The organism is Chitinophaga sp. W3I9, assembly GCF_050434025.1.
Taxonomy (GTDB): Bacteria; Bacteroidota; Bacteroidia; order Chitinophagales; family Chitinophagaceae; genus Chitinophaga.
On record NZ_JBNPWC010000001.1, the window covers coordinates 7445971 to 7468196 of the forward strand.

General features: G+C 47.1%; 17 protein-coding genes. 7 read left to right on the forward strand and 10 right to left on the reverse strand.

Going from position 1 to position 22226, the window contains the following annotated elements:
* The first annotated feature begins 58 nt into the window (after nucleotides 1-58).
* A complete protein-coding gene (locus tag QFZ51_RS30195; protein ID WP_429051188.1) occupies nucleotides 59-1294 on the forward strand; it encodes an ABC transporter permease in 1236 nt (411 codons plus the stop codon).
* Here the strand turns inward: QFZ51_RS30195 and QFZ51_RS30200 are convergent, their stop codons facing one another.
* Genes QFZ51_RS30200 through QFZ51_RS30210 form a run of 3 tightly spaced genes read right to left on the reverse strand, consistent with a single transcriptional unit; the run spans nucleotide 1295 to nucleotide 5360 of the window.
* Entirely contained in the window at nucleotides 1295-3625 is a 2331-nt protein-coding gene (locus tag QFZ51_RS30200) for a hypothetical protein (protein WP_429051190.1), read from the reverse strand.
* On the reverse strand, nucleotides 3591-4613 hold the full coding sequence (locus QFZ51_RS30205) for a hypothetical protein (RefSeq protein ID WP_429051192.1): 1023 nt from the start codon (nucleotides 4611-4613) through the stop codon (nucleotides 3591-3593). Before QFZ51_RS30205 ends, QFZ51_RS30200 begins: the two co-directional genes overlap by 35 nt.
* A 6-nt stretch (nucleotides 4614-4619) precedes the next feature.
* Nucleotides 4620-5360: a TrmH family RNA methyltransferase gene (locus QFZ51_RS30210; protein WP_429051194.1), complete on the reverse strand. Its 741-nt coding sequence runs from the start codon at nucleotides 5358-5360 to the stop codon at nucleotides 4620-4622.
* Between the two features lie 102 nt (nucleotides 5361-5462).
* Between QFZ51_RS30210 and QFZ51_RS30215 the strand changes: the two genes are divergently transcribed.
* Nucleotides 5463-7892, forward strand: a complete 2430-nt coding sequence (locus tag QFZ51_RS30215) for a BamA/TamA family outer membrane protein (RefSeq protein ID WP_429051612.1) — start codon at nucleotides 5463-5465, stop codon at nucleotides 7890-7892.
* Here the strand turns inward: QFZ51_RS30215 and truB are convergent.
* Entirely contained in the window at nucleotides 7873-8568 is a 696-nt protein-coding gene (gene truB, locus QFZ51_RS30220) for a tRNA pseudouridine(55) synthase TruB (protein WP_429051196.1), read from the reverse strand. The two genes, QFZ51_RS30215 and truB, sit on opposite strands and share 20 nt — an antisense overlap.
* Before the next feature lie 123 nt (nucleotides 8569-8691).
* Between truB and QFZ51_RS30225 the strand changes: the two genes are divergently transcribed.
* Entirely contained in the window at nucleotides 8692-9489 is a 798-nt protein-coding gene (locus QFZ51_RS30225; protein WP_429051198.1) for a class I SAM-dependent methyltransferase, read from the forward strand.
* Between the two features lie 190 nt (nucleotides 9490-9679).
* On the opposite strand, the gene QFZ51_RS30230 is transcribed toward QFZ51_RS30225, so the two are convergent.
* From QFZ51_RS30230 to QFZ51_RS30240, 3 genes are all read right to left on the reverse strand, one after another.
* Nucleotides 9680-10411, reverse strand: coding sequence for a shikimate dehydrogenase family protein (locus QFZ51_RS30230; protein WP_429051199.1), 732 nt, complete (start codon nucleotides 10409-10411; stop codon nucleotides 9680-9682).
* Between the two features lie 109 nt (nucleotides 10412-10520).
* Nucleotides 10521-11285: a phosphosulfolactate synthase gene (locus QFZ51_RS30235; RefSeq protein WP_370913561.1), complete on the reverse strand. Its 765-nt coding sequence runs from the start codon at nucleotides 11283-11285 to the stop codon at nucleotides 10521-10523.
* A 180-nt stretch (nucleotides 11286-11465) separates the two neighbouring features.
* Entirely contained in the window at nucleotides 11466-12887 is a 1422-nt protein-coding gene (locus QFZ51_RS30240; RefSeq protein ID WP_370913562.1) for a tetratricopeptide repeat protein, read from the reverse strand.
* Nucleotides 12888-13036: 149 nt separating this feature from the next.
* Between QFZ51_RS30240 and QFZ51_RS30245 the strand changes: the two genes are divergently transcribed.
* Nucleotides 13037-13450, forward strand: a complete 414-nt coding sequence (locus QFZ51_RS30245) for a hypothetical protein (RefSeq protein WP_429051201.1) — start codon at nucleotides 13037-13039, stop codon at nucleotides 13448-13450.
* Nucleotides 13451-13729: 279 nt separating this feature from the next.
* On the opposite strand, the gene QFZ51_RS30250 is transcribed toward QFZ51_RS30245, so the two are convergent.
* Genes QFZ51_RS30250 through pafA form a run of 3 tightly spaced genes read right to left on the reverse strand, consistent with a single transcriptional unit; the run spans nucleotide 13730 to nucleotide 16910 of the window.
* On the reverse strand, nucleotides 13730-14377 hold the full coding sequence (locus QFZ51_RS30250; protein WP_370912441.1) for a hypothetical protein: 648 nt from the start codon (nucleotides 14375-14377) through the stop codon (nucleotides 13730-13732).
* Between the two features lie 39 nt (nucleotides 14378-14416).
* The gene (locus tag QFZ51_RS30255; RefSeq protein WP_429051203.1) at nucleotides 14417-15196 is read right to left on the reverse strand and encodes an enoyl-CoA hydratase/isomerase family protein; all 780 of its coding nucleotides are present in this window, start codon (nucleotides 15194-15196) and stop codon (nucleotides 14417-14419) included.
* A 49-nt stretch (nucleotides 15197-15245) separates the two neighbouring features.
* Nucleotides 15246-16910 (reverse strand): alkaline phosphatase PafA, encoded by a 1665-nt coding sequence (pafA, locus tag QFZ51_RS30260; protein ID WP_429051205.1) that lies wholly within the window; start codon nucleotides 16908-16910, stop codon nucleotides 15246-15248.
* A 174-nt stretch (nucleotides 16911-17084) separates the two neighbouring features.
* On the opposite strand from pafA, the gene QFZ51_RS30265 reads away from it, so the two are divergent.
* The 3 genes from QFZ51_RS30265 (at nucleotide 17085) to QFZ51_RS30275 (ending at nucleotide 22161) form a co-directional block, all read left to right on the forward strand.
* Nucleotides 17085-18326: an aminotransferase class I/II-fold pyridoxal phosphate-dependent enzyme gene (locus QFZ51_RS30265; RefSeq protein ID WP_429051206.1), complete on the forward strand. Its 1242-nt coding sequence runs from the start codon at nucleotides 17085-17087 to the stop codon at nucleotides 18324-18326.
* 617 nt (nucleotides 18327-18943) lie between these two features.
* Nucleotides 18944-20023, forward strand: coding sequence for a PepSY-associated TM helix domain-containing protein (locus QFZ51_RS30270; protein ID WP_429051208.1), 1080 nt, complete (start codon nucleotides 18944-18946; stop codon nucleotides 20021-20023).
* Entirely contained in the window at nucleotides 20020-22161 is a 2142-nt protein-coding gene (locus tag QFZ51_RS30275) for a TonB-dependent receptor (RefSeq protein ID WP_429051210.1), read from the forward strand. Before QFZ51_RS30270 ends, QFZ51_RS30275 begins: the two co-directional genes overlap by 4 nt.
* Nucleotides 22162-22226 lie beyond the last annotated feature (65 nt).

Below are 22226 nucleotides of genomic sequence, written 5' to 3' on the forward strand. Positions count from 1 at the left end.
AATTACCGTTGGCATCCCTTTTTGCTTTGCACTTTCAGCTTTTCCCTATATTTGTTCCATGCGTTTATCATTTTTTATTGCCAGACGGATTGCTTTCAATAAGGGATCTTCTTTCTCAAAATTCATTATCAATATCGCAGTAGCCGCTACCGCGATAAGCGTAGCGGTAATGATCCTGGCAACAGCGCTGGTAAACGGTTTTCAGCAGGTGATCCAGGAGAAGATCTTCAGCTTCTGGGGACATATTCATATCAATGAATACCAACCCAACGCCGGTCCCCTCACGGAAGAAATCCCCTTCCACAGCCGCAAAAGCCTGATAGATAGCATTAAAACAGCACCGGGTATTAAAACCATCAGCAATTACGCTACCAAATCTGCCATCATCAAATCCGAAAAGGAAATAGACGGCATCATCTTCAAAGGAATAGATCAGGGATACGACTGGCCGCAACTGAAACGTTTCCTCCAGGCCGGCAAACTGCTGCAGTTCAACGACAGCTCCTATGCACCGGAAATTATGATCTCCGAATACATGGCCAAAGAACTGCAGCTGAAAGTAAATGATAAAGCCATCATCTATTTTATACAGGGAGGCGGATTACCGCCACGGGCCCGCAAACTAACGGTAACGGGCATATTCAAAACCGGTATCGAGGAATATGATAAAACTTATGTGATCGGCGACCTTAACCTGGTACGCAAGCTCAACGACTGGGACCCCGACCAGGTGGGCGGTTTCGAGGTATCCATCAATAACTACCGCAACATGGATTCTGTGGCGCGGTATATGGATAACAACGTATTGCCGGACCAATTGTTTACCCGCACCATCCGGGATATTTACCCGAATATTTTCGACTGGCTCCAGCTGCAAAACCAGAATGAACTGATCATTATCGTTATTATGACCATCGTAGCCATCATTAACATGATCACGGCTATTCTCATCCTCATCCTGGAACGTACCAATATGATAGGTATTGCCAAAGCACTCGGTATGCGTAACTGGGATATCCAGAAAGTATTTGTATATCAGGCGGCCTATATCGTTATACTGGGCATACTGATCGGCGACTTTTTCGGGCTGGGCATTGCTTTCCTCCAGCAGGCTACCGGCATCTTCAAGCTGCCGGAAGAATCCTATTACATGTCGGTAGCAGCGGTATCCCTTCACTGGGTAGACATTCTGCTCATCAACGTAGGCACATTCCTTATCTGCACATTGATACTGCAAATCCCTGCCAGGATTATCCGGCGCATTACGCCCGTAAAGGCCATCCAGTTTAAATAACTATTTCTTCCGGGTGCTTTTCACATAGTCACGCAGGTAACTGCACTGGTCATATGCCTGTTGGTAAAACTTCGTTTGCCCGTAATTACCCGCCAGCAAAGGGAAGTAACGGTTATGTACCAACGCAGTTATATACTGATCGCCGTTGCCGTTATTGGCAGTATGTTTCTGTGAACAACGGGCAGCCATAAACGCGCACTTTGCCCTGAACTCCTTATCTGTACTGGCCTGCGCCGCTTTGAGGTAATAACTCTCTGCCGCATAGCATCCAAAATACTGCTTTTCAAAAGGATCTTTATCACATTCGGGAGCGTACCACCGTGTAGACGGGCGGTAGTCTTTTACAAAGTTCCAGGTTCTGCCATAATAGGAAATACTGAATAACGCCGTCGCATAATCGTAGTATACTTTTGCAGGTACTGGTGCTGTTTTCATCTTTTCCTGCAACTGTACCATACGTTCGCAAAACTGTAGTTGTGTAATGGCTTTTGTATAGGGCGCTTCAGCACTGTCTACCCCGAAGTCCTGCAACTGATCATGGAATACCTGGTAAGAAACAGCCAGCGCACCTGGTCCTGCTTTCTTAAACCACTCCCGCGCATTGCTGAAATCGTGTAAGCGCATATAGCTCACACCTATTGCCTGATCCAGGTTAATACCTTCGGGCAGAAACCCTGCGAGGTAAGATTCATACGGCGTTTTAACCGGTTGATGCAGGAAATCTTTCAGACGCATCAGCGTTGCGGGGTTCAAATCGTTGTTGATCTGATCCAGCGACGTTTGACCGGAAACAAAATAATCGTTCATTTTCAGCGAATCACAACGGCCCCTGATCAGCGACTCCTTCACAAAGTCGCCCTGCTGATGATAACGTGGCGCCAGTATCGCAAACAACAGGTTACGGTAGGTTTTACCAAAGGCGAAACTTTTGTTTTCCTCTCTTCCCCAGTAATTCGAGTAATTTTTATTGCCGGCAGTTTTCGTGTCCAGCCATTTAAAAGACGCCAGCAGTTTCGATTCAAAGGCACTGTCGATCGTTTTCTGTTGATTGATGTTTACCAGCAAGTTCACAATTTCCCATTGGTCTTTTACTTCCCGGTCTTTTGTTTTTATAGCTGCCAGTTGTTGGGCTGCTGCCGGGTAATTTTTTCGGATATAGGAAAGGTAGGCAGATGAAACCCGCCATAAGTCCACATCTTTTAATTTGCCCTGTTGAACCAGGCTATCCACTACGGTTTGTAGCTCCCTTAATTTGACAAGCAGCTTACTCTTTTCCGCAGGGGAATAGTCCTGTATACTCACGATGCCGGTATTTTGTCCGTCCATCAGCACCGGGCTGAAGTATGCGTCTTCCAGCTTATTGATTTCCCTTCCCAGCAATATATTCAGCGCAGGAGAAGCAGGGTCTGATGCATACACCTGCCGGATGGCGGTTACATCGGGCGCCGGGTTGGTAAAGCCATAGATAGCCGCCACCATTGCTTTTTCATGGTCATCCTTACACAAGGAATATACTTGTTCAGGCGTGGTGTTGGCCCACATTAAGCTGACAAAACAGGAAAGCCGCAGGGAGGGCGCCTTCTCAAACACGCGGGAAAACAAATAAGCGCTCTGCACGGAGTCTTTCAAACGCAGTAAGGCGCCGGATTTCAACGCCAGTGCCTTGTAATACACCAATGATGAGCCTTCCTTTCCATCGAACAGCTGGTCGAAAGAAGTAACTGCTTCCCGGTATTGTTTGCTGTAATGCTGCAGCCGTACCAGCTGGAAGCTATAACGGTCGCGGATATCTTTATCTTTTACTTTATCCCGCAGGCCTTGCCCCTCTGTATATAATGTAGACAGTAACGGGTTATTGCGCTCCGGCACTGACCACGGATCGGCGTTGATTACGGCAGGCTCGCACGATTTTGCAAACAACAGGTAGCGCGCTGCTTCCCTGTTCTTTTCCTTTCCCAGGAACTGGGCAAAGGTGTTCTTCTTCACACTGTCCGGTAACGCCGCATTGCCTTCTGCAATAGCAGCCAGCTGCTCTTTCGGGTAGGTATAAATGCATTCACGTATATCCTTCTCCGTTACTTTATTGCCTGTATAGTTTTGCCAGTCGGCCACATTGGCTGTTTCCTCCGAAGGTGTTGGATCGCCAAAAAAATTGGTGAGCGCGGTGTAATAAAATGGCTCGTAGCCTGCGCCCTTTGCATACGGACTAAAAAAAGAAACGTAGTAGTCGTAAGGATCAGGGGTTGGTCCGCAGGATAAGGTATACACCACATTGCCAAAGAAAACGGCACAAAAGCTAATTAAAAAAACGACAAATTTTCTGTAGTTCATCCAATGGATATTTTTTCAGGGTTGTTGAATCAAGATGATAAAATATAATAACCGGATCGGGTGTCTGCAACTGTTTTGCCACTAACTGTGCAGCCGTTTCCAATGCCTGCTGGTCAATGGTTTCACGCCGGATCACACTTCCTTCTTTTAAGGGATATCCATTTAATGTAGTATCCTTTCTGATGGTATACAGTTGTTTATCACCGGCTGTAAAGATAGTGGTATCCTGCAATTCCGCCGTACCAATGTTTCTTAAAATACCGGTATACTCCGTTCCGTTCCGGAATAAAACGCTCCAGCTGAATAAAGGCAAAGCGATATCCAAAGGTAAGGGATACGCTGCAACCCGTTGCTCACCCAGGTAGGATTCCATGGCAGGTATGTCGAGGATGGAATTATGCGATCCCGGCTTACGCAGGTCGCCCATGTTATAACACATCAGCAACCCTCTGTCTACCGGCGGTGTGCCGGTACGTACTTTATACTTCACCTGGTACATCCGGATGGTAGCGGATACCCGGCGGTGCCGGAAAAAAGGGGTTTGGCGGATTTGTTTTATAAAAGAGAAGTAGGCTTCGCTGGTGGTTTGGGTCCAGTCGCAATCCAGCTGGATCTCTTTTATACTGGCAGCGGGTAGCGAGTCGCACAGCTGCTCTATCAGCCGGGATACGTTGGCGGCCAGCTGAGGGCCCGGGTTTGCCCATATTTCATTCATCAGGAATACTACCGGCACTATTTCCACGCCTGCGGGGAAAGGGGCTTTCTGCCGGAATATGGCTACCGGTGCGGGCGCTTTGGTTACCTCGTCAACAGCTACATCAAACAGTTTTATATACAGTCGCCCTGCGGGCAGGTCGTGCATATACTTCAGTTCGGCGGTGTTGCCCGTCCATGTTTGCTTCCAGTAATAGAATGCGGGGGTTACGTTCCGTTTCGCAGCGTGATTACAGGAAAGCAATAATATGATGAGCAGTATCCGGGGGTTCATGAGCAGTTAAATAAGCAGGCGGCCGCAGATAATACCTGCAGCTACTGCGGCATTCAATGATTCGGCGCCACCGATCCGGGGGATGGTGATCCGGTGGGTAGCCAGGGCGGTTACATCTTCCGTTAATCCCCTTCCTTCATTACCGATCAGGATAATACCTTCTTTGATAGCGGGAAAGGTCGCGATATTTTTTCCGTGAAGGGTAGCCGCAAAAGAGGGCAGCTTTGTTTGCTGCAGTAGTTCGCGGATATCGTATTCGGCTATACGAACCCGTATCATACTACCCATAGTGGCTTGTATGGTTTTAGGATTATATACGTCTACGCAATCCGGTGAGCAAATGATCTGCGGAATTCCAAACCAGTCGGCTATACGAATAAGCGTTCCCATATTGCCGGGGTCCTGGATCGCTTCCAGCGCCAGTGCCACCGTTCCGGCTGCAGGCAGCGGGTTTGCGGGGACGGGCATATCCAGCAAAGCCATTGCCCGGTTGGGGGTGGTGAGCGACGACAGTTGTTTGAGCACAGCAGCATCCACTTCAGTTACAGTGCCTGCCGGCATACGATCTACCAGGGAGCGATGCTGCTCCAGCCAATCGGCTGTTGCATATACTCCTTTCACTGGCATGCCCGCCTGTAGCAGCTCCTGCACAATCTTATCACCCTCTGCCACATACTGGCTGGATTTTTGCCTGTTTTTTTTGTGCTGTAATGATTGAATATATTTAATTTGCGCCTTTGACAACATGGGGCCAAACCTACACGATTTCTTTTAATCAGCCAAGAAGAGGCATGGTTACCCGTTCGTCAGTATTGGCTTTTAAAATTTTTAACAACGTTTTCGCCCGTGATGCAGCTGCTTCCCAATTCAAAAATTTTATTGCTGAAACAATTGCTGCTACTGGCTGTAATACTTACGTTGGCGGCCTGCTCCAATACCAAATATCTCCAGAAAGATCAAACACTGTATACCAGCGCCAAAGTAGATGTGAAGGGCGAAATCCTCAATTCTGAAAAACAGGATCTGCGCAGCTCCCTCTCTTCCAAATCGCTGATGACGCAGCAACCCAATAAAAAACTGCTCAACAGCCGTATCAAAGTATGGCTCTATAATCAGAAGTACAACGAGAAAAAGTCGAACTGGTTCTGGAACCTGGTACTCGCCAAAAGGAACCTGGAAGAACCGGTAATCTATGATTCTACCAAAACCAAAGAATCAGTGGCGCGCATGACCAGCTACCTCCACAACCAGGGATTCTTTTATGTAACGGTAAATTATGAGGAGGAAACTTCCCGGCGTAAAACCAGTGTTACCTACCAGGTAAATACAGGACGAAACTTCGTAATTGATAAAATTACCTATGCGGTACCGGATTCCGCCATCCTGCGGATCGTAAAAGCCAATGAAAAATTATCACTGGTGCAGAAAGGCGTTGCTTTTAAATCAGCTACCCTGGGCAGCGAAAGGGAAAGGCTCACCCGCCTCATCAAAGATGCCGGGTACTACAAATTTAACCGCGACGCCATAGAATTCAGTGTGGATACGCTCAACAAGGCCCTGTTCCGGAATACCCTCAACCCTTTTGAAGGGTTTGTAAACATCTTCAATGAAAATAAAGGCAGGGATAAACTGACGATGGATGTGGAAATCCGGATTAAAAACCCGGAAGACAGCACCGCTAACTGGCAACAATATCATATCGGCAAAATATACGCCTATCCTGACTTTTCATTGAATGCCAATCCAAACGACAGTACCCTGAAACAGGACGAGCGCAAGTATATTACCATCCGCTCCCACCAGGAACTACTGAAACCAAAGATTCTCTCCAGGTCTATTTTATTGCGGCCAGGAGAAACCTATTCCATGCAGCGGTATAATAATACCGTCAATAAATTATACGATATCGGCGTATGGCAGTTTGTAACGCTGCAATACAAAGAACCGAAAGACTCCGTAAATACACTGGATGCCTATGTGTTTCTTACCCCCAGGCGCAGGCAGGAACTGGGTTTGACCTTTGAATTAAGTAACAGTTCTGACTATACGCTGGGATCGGGCGTAACCCTGAACTACCGGCACATTAACCTGAATAAAACGGCTACGCAACTGGGTATGGCGCTCAGTACCGGTATTGAACTGGTACGCCAGGAGTCGGGATGGGAGCTGCAGTCGAAACAGTTTGGAGGTGAGGTGAGTCTTACCTGGCCACGTTTTGCGCTGCCATTTAACATCAAACAAAGCAGCCGCTCCAATGTAAAAACAAGATTAACGCTTGGCGCCAACTACCTCTCCCGCGTGGAGAAGTTTGATGTAACCAGCATCAACGCCTCCTATGGGTACGATTGGAATGAAAGCCTTTACAAACGGTGGATCATGCGGCCCATTACCCTCAACTATGTAGGCGTGAGCCTGGACCCGACTTTCCGCGACAGCGTGGTAAATACCAATCCGTATCTGAAACGCAGCTTTGAGCCGGCGTTAATTGGCGGGGAAAGCGTTTCGTTTATTTTCAGCAACCAGGACCTGCTGCATCAGCAGCACTACAGCTACTTCCGGGTGAACGTGGAAGAATCAGGACTCTGGCTCAGTGGCATCAACAGCCTCATGAACGGCATCAGCGGCAAAAAAACCAACCTGGAAACGCTGACCAACGTAAATATTTCAAATTTTGTAAAGATAGAAGCAGATTACCGTCACTTCTGGAAACTGGGGCTCCACAGCGGGCTGGCCAGCAGGGTTTATGCCGGCGTAGGTATTCCGTACAGTTACTCACAGGTATTGCCATATATCAGGCAGTTTACTTCCGGTGGTCCCAACAGTATCCGCGCATGGCGCTTACGCACACTGGGTCCCGGCTCTTTTAAAGATTCCTCTGCTACCGCGCAGGCATTCCCCGATCAAACCGGCGACATGAAGCTGGAGGGAAACCTCGAATACCGCTTCGACCTGTTGAGGATGTTTGGCGGTAGCGTAAACCTGAAAGGCGCCACCTTCCTGGACATGGGTAATATCTGGATGATCCGCAAGGACTCCACCCGGCCCGGCTCCGAATTCCGCTTCAACCAGCTGTATCATGACCTGGCGATGGGTACGGGCGCGGGCCTGCGACTGGATTTCTCTTTCTTCCTCGTCCGCCTGGATTGGGGCATACCGCTGAAGGTTCCTTACTTCACCGGTAATAAAAACGGCTGGTATGTGAGTGAGTGGGATCTGAAAGACAGCCGCTGGCGCCGTGAAAATATTATCTGGAATATTGCTATTGGTTATCCGTTTTAGGAACGGCGTTGGCAGCAATGAAATCTTCCATGTCAGTAGCTTCCGACAAGCTGAAATTACCGATGCGGGTTCTGCAAAGACTACTCAGGTAGGCGCCGCAACCTAATTGTGCGCCATAGTCATTTGCCAGGGAGCGTATATACGTACCCGTACTGCATACTACTCTGAAATGTACTTCCGGTAAATCTATTTTAGTGATCTCAAATGCGGCAATGGTTAATTTCCGCGGTTCTACTTTTACATCTACTCCTTTCCTGGCCAGCAGGTAAATAGGTTTTCCATTTTGCTTGATGGCAGAATGGATAGGCGGCAGCTGCATAATTTCACCGATGAACGGTTGGGTGGCAGCCATGATGGCCGCTTCATCAAGGTGGCTGATATCTTTAAAATTCTCCGGCTCAGACTCCTTATCGAATGTAGGTGTGGTAGCGCCTAAAGTAAAAGTGCCGGTGTATTCTTTCTCCTGCGCCTGGTATTCATTGATTTTCTTGGTCATTTTCCCCGTACAGCAGATCAGCAGTCCGGTAGCTAAAGGATCCAGCGTGCCGGCGTGACCTATTTTAGCTTTGGTGAGATTTCTTATCTTACGCACTACATCGAAGGAGGTCCATGTTAAAGGCTTATTGATCAATATCACGGCTCCTTCCTGGTAATTTGTTTTTTCGTTCGTTTGCATGCCCGCAAAGATAGCTATTAGCAGCTAGCTGTCAGCATGCGGCCGCTAATTATAGGATTTATTTAAGATCCTGAAAAGCTAAAAGCTAAGGGCTTTTTACTAAATTCACGCAATTTTAAATACATGGCATTAGAACATCATTTAGACGCAACGCTACGGCACAAGCAACAGGTGGACAATTCGCGCGACTATGTGCTGCCATTCATACAGCAGGAGTTTCCGCAACTGGAAGGCCTGCGTGTAATGGAGGTGGGATGTGGGGAAGGCGGTGTGCTTACTCCTTTGCTGGAAAAAGGGTGTAACTGCGTAGGCGTGGATCTTGCACCGGACCGGATAGAACTGGCCAAAACTTTTTTGCAGCAATACCTGGACAACGGACAATTAAAACTGATTGCCAAAAATATCTATGACCTGGATTTCCTCGGAGAATTCCGGAATTCTTTTGATGTAATTATTTTGAAAGATGCCATTGAACACATTCCTGACCAGGAAAAAATCATCGGTCATCTGAAACAGTTGCTGAGTCCCCGCGGGCAGGTATATTTTGGTTTTCCGCCGTGGTATATGCCTCATGGAGGACATCAGCAGATCTGCAAGAACAAATTCCTCAGCATGGTACCTTATATTCATTTGCTTCCCAGGCCGCTCTACAAAGGTGTATTGCGGCTATTTGGCGAAGGAGATGATGTAGTGATCGACCTGATGGATGTAAAATCTACCGGCATTTCCATTGAACGTTTTGAACGTATTGTAAAGCGTCAGCAGTATAAAATTACGCAACGCCGGTTTTACCTGATCAATCCTATCTATAAATATAAATTCGGCGTAAGCGCGCGGGTGCAGTGGAAGCCCATTGCTGCGATTCCTTTCTTCCGGAACTTCGTTACTACGTGCGTGTATTACATGATAAAGCCAGCGTAGGTTGTCTTACTCAGGATTACGCTGATTTTACTGATTAACTGGATTTTTACTTTTTTGATTTTATAAAGGATTAAGGGAGATAGAAGCGGATATTCGCTCTCATCTCCCTTAATTATTATTAAATCTAAAAATCTAAAGAAAATCCAAAAGAAAAAATCAGTAAAATCAGCGTAATCCTGAGTAAGACAACCTACGCGTTCCAGATTTCCCACGAGGCTTCTGCCTGGAGGATCAGCATTTCGTGGCCGTTTTTGATGGTGGCGCCCTGTGCGGCGCCCCGTTGCAGGAAGGATGTTTCTGCCGGGTTATACACCAGGTCGTACAGCAGGTGCCTGGAAGTGAGGTACTGGTAAGGGATTTCGGGGTAAGTATCTGTTTTCGGATACATGCCCAGGGGTGTTGTATTCACAATTATGGTGTGTTGTTCCATTACCTGTTGGTTCAGTGACTCGTAAGATACGGCTCCGTTCACCGGTTGCCGGCTTACTACGGTATAGGTAATGCCCAGCTGTTCCAGCGCATACATAATAGCTTTGGCGGCGCCGCCGGTGCCCAGTACCAGTGCGTGCTTATGATGGGCCTGCAGCAGGGGTTGCAGCGATTTGGTAAACCCGATTACATCCGTGTTGTAGCCCGTTTTTTTTCCCTCCCTGAAGTCGATACAGTTTACAGCGCCGATTTTCGCGGCGGCATCGCTGAGATTATCCAGGAAGGGGATTACCACTTCCTTATAGGGGATGGTAACGTTGAGGCCATGCAGTTGCGGATGCTGCTCCAGCAGGGAGGTAAATTCAGAGATGCCTGGAATCGGGAAGTTATCATATACACATCCTGATATATTTTCCTTTTCAAATTTTTCTTTAAAGAAACCTTTGGAGAAGGAGTGACTGAGCGGATAGCCAATAAGTCCGTAAATTTTCATGTACCAGGTAATTGATCATTACCAATTATGAATTACAAATCAGGGATTTGTGTTGATGTTATCCACAAATCCGTCATTCGTAATTCATAATCTGTAATTATTTAAAAAACTATTCTCTGTCGAGGAACAGGTTAAAGGTATCTCCTCTGAGGCCGATGCGCATGGCTTCCAGGGAGATCACTTCATTAGGAGCCAGGTTGCCCAGGTTGGCATTGCAGCCTACCAGTTCCAGGAAGTAAAGCTGTTGGGCTTTTTGTGGCGCTTCCCAGATAATTTTTTCGGCGGGGATCTGTGTCAGGATTTCCTGTACCAGGCCTTCGCGTACTTCGCCGCTACCGCGGTAGATGCCTACGTTACCGCTTTCGCGGGCTTCAGCAATCACATAAGTGGCGCCGGCGGAGAGCTCAGCGCTCATCAGTTCAATCCACTTATAGGGAGGGATAATGTGTTCAGCATCTTTGGAGCCTACTTCGCTCAGTACCAGCCCTATTTTTGCCAGTTTTTCAATATAACCGCATTTTTCAGCATGCGGGATAGTGATAGAGCCGTCGGAAACTTCCATGTAGCTGATACCGTAATCTTTTACCACGTTGATGTATTCTTCAAACTGGTTGCGGATTACAAAGGCTTCGAACAGGGTTCCGCCAAAGTATACGGGAATGTTTGCCGACTGGTAAAGTTCAATTTTTGCGCGCAGGTTGGGCGTAACGTAAGCAGTGCCAAAACCCAGTTTCAGGATATCAATGTGAGGACCTGCTGCGGATAAAAAATTTCGTGCTTCTTCCAAACTCAGCCCTTTGTCCATTACCATAGTGAGTCCATGTGTGCGGGGCTTCTTTGTCCTTTCCGGGATTTGTGTCAGATTAAAATTCATTTGAAATATTTTTATCTTCTTATTGGTCAGTAAAACACATGCTAATTTTCGCCAGGCACTTCGGGATAGCGTAGATGCAATTTTAGTAACCGGAAATACTATTGACTTTTGTCCATGACAATTAAAAGCCGGCGCAAAAATAAGAAGTATACTTTATTTTATTAAAGTAAATAACACTGGTTAACGTTTGCGGCGATATTGGGCGATCAGATCTACCACACTCACATGCTGTAACACAGCAGGGTCGAGCTCTACGAGCTTTTTAACAATCTTTGGAGCCTGTTGCAGGGCTGTTTCCAGGTGCAGTAACCCTTCTTTTGTTTTACCCATGGCTATCAGGATAGCGGCCCGGTAATAGATAAAGATAGGTTTACGGCCCGCCTTTTCCTCTGCTATGGCTAATTGTACAAGGGCTTCATCAAGGAATCCGGATACATACAGTCCCTTTAACAGTTCCTGCCAGGTAACGGCGCTTTTGGGCCTGGTACGTACGGCATTCATAAAATGTACCAGTGCATCCTTGTTCTTTCCGAGCTCCAGGTAGCATTCACCCAGGCTCATATTGTACTCTGCGTTGGTTTTATTTATTTTCAGTGCGCTCATTAACGATTTAACGGCATTTTCCCAGTTGGCTTCCATCATATAGGCCACCGCAATCTTGTAGTACAGCTTATCATCGCTGGGACTCAGATGCGAAGCTTTACGGTAGTAGTAACGTGCCTGGGTAAACTTCCGTTGTCTTTCGTAACAATGACCGATAGCTTCATAGATGACATCCTCCGGCTTGGCGATTTCCAGGTGTTTCTGGAGCACTTCTATGGCTTCGGCATACTTGCGCATCCGGATATAGGCATCGCCCATGTTACGGTAGGCATAATCGAATTTCTCATCTATGGCCACCGCATATTGGTATGCGTCTATCGCTTTTTCGTATAATTTAAGTCCCTGGAATGCTGTGCCCAGGTTAAACCAGGCCAGCTGGTTATAGGGATGTTCGTCGATAATGGCGCTATGCAGGCGGATGCTCTCTTCATTGCGGCCGGTAAATTCTGTCCAGAAACAGATTTTATGCAATGCTTCTTCACTGGTAGGATCATATTCCAGCGCCAGTTTCAGGCAATCAAACACTTTCTCAAACTCCTCCCAGTCGTCGTATACGTCGGCCAGTTCCAGCAATAATTCTGTTCGGTCTTCCCCTGAAAACTGTTCAATCTGTTCTTCCAGCACAGCAGCTGCCTTCTGGTGCTGGTTCAGCGCCAGGTAAACGTCTGTTTGTAGTATATAAAGATTGATATCAGTACGGTCCAGCACTTCTGCTTTCTCCAGCAAGTCCAATGCTTCCTTATATTTTTTGGTTTCTATCAGTAAGTTGGCCTTTTTGAGAAGTAAAGTGGAGGAATAGGGGAATTGTTCGATGGCTATTTCTGCGGCCTGCAATGCGATCGGCATTTCGTCATGCTCGTCATAATAGTCTATGATCTGCTCAAATGAATCTTCGTCCAAAAAAGAATGAGACTTACCAGCCCTGAGGTTTTCAAACTGCTGCAACAAGTCTCTCAGATCATCAAAATCCTCGTTTAAAAATGAAAAGTCTTTACTCATTACTGTAAATATAGTACTTTTATCTATGCCCAAATATGGGGTGAAATCAATGTGCTAAAAAATTTTTAACAATTCTTTGTGATTTCTTCGTATCTTGCGTTAAGAATATGTTATATAATATATCAAAAAGTTTGTACATTTGTGTTACAATGAAAGCGAAAACATACATATCACGCACCTTTTCATTGTCTTGCTTGTTAGCGGGCGCATTAGCGTTTTTTGCTCTCAATGCGGCGGCAAATAATGGCTTTTTGCCCACCGATAATAATAAAGACAAAGTGAAAAAGACAGCTGACAGCCAACATTTTGTGCTGAATACAGCTATGCCTAAAACCAATCTGAGCCTTGATGCTGGCTACCGCTTTTCGGGTACCTTCAACTCAGACTTTAAGTTTACTACTACCAATAACTATAATAATGTCATTAATCTTAAAGCGGTAATGACCTATACGAAAGGTAATGTCACTTATGTAGTTCCAACCAATGTCCAGGTGCAGTCACAACCTCCTGGAAACATGAACTTTCAGAAACTGCAGATCATTCTGCCGCTTAAGAAAGGGTAATAAACTTAACGTTTCTTCAATTACAATATGGGCCGGTTAAAAAGTTCTACAGCTTTTTAACCGGCTCTTTTTTTGCACCGGAGCGGAGGTTGTCTAACTCAGGATTACGCTGATTTTATTGATTTAGGGGATTTGAACATTTTTGATTTTAAAAGATTCGGGGAGATATAAGCGAAAATATCCGCTTATATCTCCCCGAATCTTTTAAAATCAAAAAGTGATCAAATCAGCGTAATCAGTGTAATAAGTTTAATCCTGAGAAAGACAAAATCCGCGTCTTTACATATTCTGCAGCTCCTTTTGGCTCACTTCCTTGTAGCCTGTTTTGGGCACATCAAAATAGGAGGCGGGGATCGGGTATAATTCTATCTTTGTGGCTACTACCCTGGTTTTGGAGCCGGTTTTGGTGATAATCTCGAACTCCAGCGGAATACCTTTCAGGTTCACAAAACGACGGTTGTATTGTTTGTTCTCCGGCACCAGGTCGAGGGCATAATACACCTCGAAGGTTTTGCCGTCGGGCATGGTACCAATCGCTTTACGGCAATCGTAGCCTGCTATTTTCTTGGTTTCAGACTGGTCCTGGAACTGGATGCTTTCGTATTGTTTCAGGTCCTTCTGGTATTGCTCTTTCCCTGCGCGTATCAGGTATTTGTTCCCATGCTGATCTATCAGCGTGGTCATTGTTTCCGTTTTACTGTTGATCAGGTAGGTGTAGTGAACAATATTGAAATTCATATCAATCCTGCTCAGTGGTCCGCGCATATATTGGGTAAAGGTGCTGCCTTCGAGCATGGCATCCATTTGGAGCTGCTCAGGTGGCAGTTCCATTTTGTAAACGATTTTGGCATCAGAAATAACACGCTGCGCCAGCAATGAGCCGGTGCAGCACAGGAAGATAAAAGTTAATAACAACCGGTATGACATAGTGTGGTGTATTAATAATAAAATGGCCTCAGTGAACCGTTACCAGTTAAGCTTCTCTTTGTTTAAAAACGCAGCTATTCCGCGTTTACAATCATCATGACCGCGGGTGGCAGCATTGAGTATGGCTGCGTGCGCCAACCCATCCGCTACCAGTAAGTCCAACACTGTGCCAATCAATTTTTTGGTCACTTTCAGGGAGTTGGCAGAAGCTTCATTACATAGGCTGGCAGCCACTTTAGCTACCTTTTGGGCGATTTCTGAAGCAGGAACCACTGCGGTGATCAGCCCATCGGCGGCCGCTTTTTCCGCTGTTACCAGTTTGCCGGTTAATAACAGCTCCCGGGAGCGGCCCTCTCCTATTTTACGAACCAGGAAAACAGCTACCAGGGCCGGAATAAACCCGATTTTCACCTCGGTATATCCCATCAGCGCTTCCGGTACCGCGTAACTGAGGTCGCAGAGGGTTACAAGCCCGCAACCACCGGCCACCGCATGTCCCTCTACCTGGCCAATTACTATCTTATCAAGATCATAGATCTCCCGGAATAACTGCATCAGTTCCCGGGAATCAGCGAGATTTTCATCATAGGTATTTTGCTGCAGTTGTTGCAGGTATTCGAGATCGGCGCCTGCGCAAAAAGCTTCGCCGTTACCCTTCAACACCACTACTTTCACGGCTTCATCGGCTTCCGCCGCACGGAATGCAGCCCGGAGTTCAGCTACCATAGGCCCGTTGAGCGCATTGCGCTTCTCCGGCCGGTTCAGCGCGATGGTGGCTACCCGCTCCGCCACTGTATACTGGATAAAAGAAAATGCCATAAACAAAGAATTACAAGGCCTTGTTTATGGCAATCTAAGCAAAAAAAATTTAATGGGTAATCTCCTGTATTACCTGACCTACATTGCCGCTGGGCATCTGGATATGCAATAAGGCAGCCAGGGTAGGCGTAATATCCGTCATACCAACAGTACGGTTGGTTTTACCCGGGCGAACACCCCAGCCCATCCACACCAGCGGGATATGCGCATCATAAGGATACCATAACCCGTGCGTGGTGCCCACATTGGTACCATCGATATAACCAGGCGTTAATACCACCTGTATATCACCGCTCCTTTTGGTGTTAAAGCCATTGGACAGCATCGTGCGCATGGGTTCCGGCAAGGTGGTGCCCATGAGATTATCTATAGAAAAGGCTTTGGCGACCGCGGGTGATTTAAGCAACTCCCGGATCATAAACTGGCGGATGTCGGCTTCACTTTTACCTGCCTGCTCAATAGCGTCGTGGTTCAGCCAGAGCTGGTAGTTATCGGTGGCTTTCACCGCATTTTTCACCCCAAATTTGGCTGATACCTGGTCGTTCAGGGTAGCTACTGCTGCTTTGTCGTCCCATGTGCCGCCCGGCAGTTTGTTTTCCGCCATAAAACCGGGTACATGGGCAACGCCATGATCGGCTGTGATAAAGAACAGGTACTGCCCCTTGCCCACTTTCGCATCGAGATAGGTGAAGAACGCGGCCAGATCCTGGTCCAGGCGCAGGTAGGTATCTTCAGCTTCCACTGAGTTGGGGCCGAACTGATGGCCTACATAATCAGGAGAAGAAAGACTGACGGCCAGCAAATCCGTTACCGGGCCTTTTCCCAGGCCATATGCTTCCATTGCTTTTTTGGCAAATTCCAGGGTCATGGTATTACCGTAAGGCGATGCGGAAATAGCAGTATTGGCGATCTCCGACAGGTTGTGCGGGAAGGAGGTGTTACCGGCATTTTTATACTTTCCTTCGAAAGGTTTCTCATCGGCTGTACTAAGGGTGTAGGTAGATGCTGGATACAGGGTAGTCCACGGTTTGCTGAGATATTGCTGCGGAAATTTCTGCTGGTTGAATTCCTGCGCCCATGCAGGCAATTCATTCATGTAATAGGTGCTGCTTACCCAGTTACCTGTGCTGGCATCATACCAGAAAGCTGCGTTGGCACTGTGCCCGGCAGGAAGAATAGCACCCCTGTCTTTAATAGCAACACCTATCACCTTACTCTGGAAATTATTGGATAACTTCAATTCGTCGCCGATAGTGGTTACCAGCATATTCCGGGGGCTCATTTTACCGGCGGCGGAGGAGCTGCCGACGGTGGTTACCGTGGTATCTTCCGCACAATACATCGTACGACCCAGTTCCGGGCTGTACCAGGTGTTGCCGATAATACCGTGGATAGCCGGTACAGATCCTGTATAGATACAGGTATGACCACAGGCCGTGATGGTGGGGGTGTAATTGATCAGCGTATTTTCACAGGAGAAGCCTTCCTGCAGCAAGCGCTTAAAACCACCGGCGCCATACCTGCCGGCGTAGCGGTACAGGTAATCCCACCGCATCTGGTCTACCACCAGGCCTACAACGAGTTTGGGGCGGGCAGCGATACTGGTGTTCTTAGCCGCAGGAAGACGATGAAGCGGCTTTGAAGGAGCGTTTTGCGCTTTGCCGGCCGTGGCAGATAACAGGAATGCGACTGCCAGGAATTGTGTAAATTTCATTAGATTGTAATAATTTAAAAGTCACTGTAATACAACAAGATAGATGGTTATCTGGCATCAATAACGGCATAAAATAGCTGGTGCCAAATGTAAACCAAGTTTACAAAAAGTAATATTTTAATACCTTTGTGTCCATTTTAAATGGAATGAATTAACCATTACATAATATATCGTATGGATATTTTCGAGAAACTGCTGAAACATCTGGGCCCTATCGGGGAACATTCAGACAGAGCCCACGGCTATTTTGCCTTTCCTAAACTGGAAGGAGAAATAGGCCCCCGTATGAACTTCCGGGGTAATGAAAAGATTGTCTGGAGCCTGAACAACTATCTGGGTTTGGCCAACCACCCGGAGGTGCGCGCTACCGACGCCAAAGCTGCCGCAGACTATGGAATGGCCTCTCCAATGGGAGCGCGTATGATGAGCGGAAATACCAACTACCATGAGCAGCTGGAGAATGAGCTGTCTGACTACATGGGCAAAGAAGCAACTACCTTACTGAACTACGGTTACCAGGGCATCATGAGTGCCATTGATGCAGTAGTAGGCCGCAGGGATGTAATTGTATATGACGCAGAGTGCCACGCCAGTATCCTGGATGGTTTACGCCTGCACCCCGGCAAACGTTATGTGTTCAAGCATAACGATATGGAAGATTTCGACAAGCAGATGAAACGTGCTACTGAACTGGCTAAAACCCAGGGTGGTGGTATACTCGTGGTTACAGAAGGCGTGTTTGGCATGGCCGGCGACCAGGGTAAACTGAAGGAAATTGCTGCATTTAAAGATAAATATGAGTTCCGCCTGCTGGTTGATGATGCCCATGGCTTTGGAACAATGGGTAAAACCGGCGCCGGTACCGGTGAAGAACAAGGCGTTCAGGATAAGATCGACCTGCTGTTCAATACTTTTGCAAAGTCCGGTGCTTCTATCGGCGCTTTCATCAGCGGCGAAAAACAGATCATCAATTACCTGCGCTATAACATGCGCTCCCAGATCTTCGCGAAATCCATTCCTTTACCGATCGTTATCGGCCACCTGAAACGTGTGCAGTTGATGCGTCAGCATCCGGAAATGAAGGCTAAACTGTGGGAGAATGTGAATAAACTGCAGAGTGGCCTGAAAGAACGTGGGTTCAATATTGGCAGAACCAATTCCCCGGTAACACCTATCTACCTGCAGGGCGATATCCCCGAGGCGACTGCTATGTGCCTGGATCTGCGCGAGAATTATAACATCTTCTGTTCTATCGTGGTATACCCTGTTATTCCAAAAGGACAGATCATTTACCGCCTGATCCCAACTGCTGCGCACAGCGATGAGGATATTGAACTTACCCTCAAGGCATTCAGCGAAACCAAAGCAAAACTGGACGAGAAAGTGTACGAGGTGGCAGAGATCCCAATGGTATAACTGACACACGCTATCATATTAAAAGCCTTCCTGCTTTCCAGGAAGGCTTTTCTATTTAAAATGGGAAAAGGCCAGAGGGGTTATGGCAAAAGAAGGTACGGCAAAATAACCGGGAAAAACAAAAAGGGCTGATTTTAATCAGCCCTTTACTTCAAATCGTTCTTTCACTAGGTGTAATTTTTCATTAGATTTCATCAGGACATGGTAGAGAACAACTGGTTTTCATAGAAATTGGAATAACCAAGTGATTCCAAGTATTTTATAAGAGTTCTTTTATTCTAATTCGGTCTTTTTATTCATTGATGCTTATCAAAAATAGCTCAGATTTTACCAAAAAAATATAACACATACGTTGGATTTTGTTAATGGCTTGTTAAAGATTTCAACTGCAACAATAAATCACCAGGATGTTAATGCAGCCATTTTTTTCCCATCCGATCAATAATTTTCCCCTTTGCGTAAACGGTTTCCCGCATCCCGCGGTAACTTCGCGGCGGAAGCAATACATACTCAACCTTTTAACCATTATGGCGGTGACGAGGTGAGGCGGCAAAAGTGTCTATAGCACTTTCGTTAACGCCGGGTATAATTTTTTAAGTCAAACTGATAAAAGACAGGTGTTCAACATTCAATGGAGCAAGCAATTTTTCCGCCTGCACAGAATTACCGGGCTGATAGCCGGTGCTATGCTGCTATTGGTGAGCATTACCGGCAGCATGCTGGTATTCAGCGATGAAATAGATCATGCAGTGTATGCCCATGCCTATCACGTTCCGCCACAGGCAGTTCCCAGAACATTGCAGGAACAAATGAAAGACGCCCGCCAGGCGCTTCCCGGAAATCCCTACCTGTTTTTTGTAAGACTCCCGCAGGCGCCCGGCGAAAGTACCGTGCTGCGGGCCGAATATTCAGCAGATCACAAAGTATACATCTTCCTGAACCCCTATACCGGCAAAATATTACAACAATACGCCAATACAGACCATTTTACAGGCTACGTCATGTATCTGCACTTCACCCTGCTAAGTGGCAAAACAGGGGCTGTAATCGTCTTAATTACAGGAATAGGACTGTTTTTATCTGTTCTCACCGGCCTGTTTGTATACCGGCATTCACTGGGCAAAGTACTCACCTTCCGGCAGCCGCTGGAATGGCATAACCGCACCCGGCGCTGGCGCAACCTGCACCGCATCGTCGGCGTGTGGGCGCTGCTTTTCAACCTCCTCATCTCTTTTACCGGCTTCATGATGGAACTGAAAGTAATTGACGCGCGGAAAAACACCAAGGCAGGATATACGGCTGTTCCTTTTCCCGGTGAATATGAACCCCTGCTCATCAAAGCTGCGGCTACTATCCCCGGCTTCCGGGCCACCGGTCTCCGCCCTCCTAAAAAAGCAGGCGACCCGGTACGGATACTCGGTCATGCCCATGAATCCGCATTCTTCGGAGAATACGCTTCGTCGGTATCCATCGATGAACAAGGCGCCGTTAAAAAAAAGGTGGACTTCCGCAACGCCTCTTTCAGCGATAAGTTCAATGCCTCTATCGCTCCCCTCCACTTCGGCAACTACGGTGGCATCTTCCTGAAAATCATTTATTCACTGCTTGCCCTAACCCCCGGCGTGTTATCCGTATCAGGATTCCTGATCTGGTACCGCAGAAAATTTATTATCAAAATACACGGAAACAGAAAATGAAGAAGGCTTTAGTAGCAGCATTAATAGTCATTGCAGCCACCATGCAGGCAGCAGCACAGCAAATACAGGGTGCCCCCGTGCCCACAACTGATAGTATCATTCAACCATCTGATGTAGGTCTGAATGAAATAGTGGTAACCGCCAGCCGTAATAAAGAAACATTGGGCACCGTGACATCTTCCATTACCATCATCTCCGGAAAAAAATTAAGGGAACAAAGCGCGATCACCACCGATATTAACCAGCTGCTCAGCATGAATGTACCCGGACTTACACTGGGCACCAATACTTCCACCAACAAAGGACAAACCCTGCGCGGCCGCGGCATGCTCATCATGATCGATGGCATCCCGCAATCCACCCCGCTGCGCAACGGCGATAAAGATATGCGCAGTATAGACGTGTCCGTTATTGAAAGAGTGGAGGTGATCAAAGGCTCCACTGCTATTTATGGCAATGGCGCCGACGGCGGTATCATTAACTTCATTACCATCAAAGCCAACCCGGACAAACGTTTCAGCGGAAGCACCGATATCAGCACCGCCGGTTCCCTTACCAATGGCGCCAACAGCCTCGGCGGCCGCATCTCCCAGAACTTCTCCGGCAAACTCAATAAATTTGATTACGTGGTAAGCGGTACCTATGAACAAACAGGTGTGAACAAAGATGCAAACGGTGAAGTAATCGCCCCTTTCCAGTCGCTCAGCCAGAATGAAAACGTAAACCTGTTTGCAAAACTGGGATACGATATCAATGCCAATAACCGCATCGAAGTGATGTACAACTATTACCGCACCATGCAGAACAGTACCTACGTGGATGAAGGCGGCGAATTTGGCAAAAGCCCGATCATTGGCGTAGTGGGCACCAATCCCGGTGATAAACAAGGCACCCCCTATAATCACAATGCTTACGTGAATTATACCAATAAAAATATTTTCCGCAACACCTCACTGAATGTAAACCTTTACTATCAAGACTTCTACACGGTATTTGAATGGTCCGATTTTTATGCGCCTCCGGGCAATTCTGCCATTGCTTCCAAAAAAATGGGCGCGCGGCTGAACTTCAACACCGTTTTCAATTTCCATCCCAATTTATCCGGAGATGTTACCTGGGGTGTGGATGTCCTTAATGATAAAACATCCCAGCCACTCACCGACGGCCGTCCGTTTGTGCCGGAGATGAATATGAAAAACTATGCGCCCTACGCACAGCTGAAAACGGTAGTCTTCAAAGATTTCCTGGTGAAGGCAGGCGTACGGTATGAAAATATTTCCCTGGACATCCCGGATTATACAACTATCAAATTTGGTAACTATGCCGGCGGCGTATTTGTAAAAGGCGGCGAACTTCCTTACGAAGCGCTGGTATTCAACGCAGGCTTACGGTATACGAAGTTCCCGGTGTTCAATCCTTTTGTGAGTTATTCACAGAGCTTCTCGCTGTACGACCTGGGCCGCACACTGCGACTGGCAAAAGCAGTCAGCAATGGCGCCACCAGTATTAATACCATTGAAACTGAAGCCATTATCACCAACAACTATGAAGCTGGCTTTAACAGTAACATCGGGAAGTTCAATGCATCCGGTTCGTATTTTATCAGCACCTCCGATCTTGGTACCAGCCTGAAAGATGTAAACGGTGTAGCAGTGCCGGAGCGCGCTCCTGAAAGGGTACAGGGCTTTGAATTTACTGCCGGCTACCAGTTCCTGCCCAACCTGTATGCCAGCGGTGCCTATTCTCATGTAGAAGGAAAGAAAGAGGTGAACGGCACTAAAACCTATTTGCCCACCACCCGCATTTCACCCGATAAAATGACATTCAACGTGAACTATTCCCCGCTGAAGCAGTGGGATCTTGGGGTGTACTACATTTATTCCGGCGTGCGCAAACGCTTTGACGTAAACGCCACTACCGGTCAGTACGACCTGGGCAATGGTCCTGTGGGGGATTTCTACCTGGTGAACTTATATACCGGCTACCGTTTCAGCCAGGCTGCATCTATCCGCCTGGGTGTGGATAACCTGCTGAATGCCGACTACTATCCTGTTACCTCACAAGGAAGGGTGCGTACCGATTCCTATATCAAAGGAAGTGGCGCTAGATTTAACCTGGGATTCAAATACAGTTTCTGATAATTCACCGAAATAAAAAGGGTTCGCATAAAAGCTATGCGAACCCTTTTTTATGTTGTTGAAAA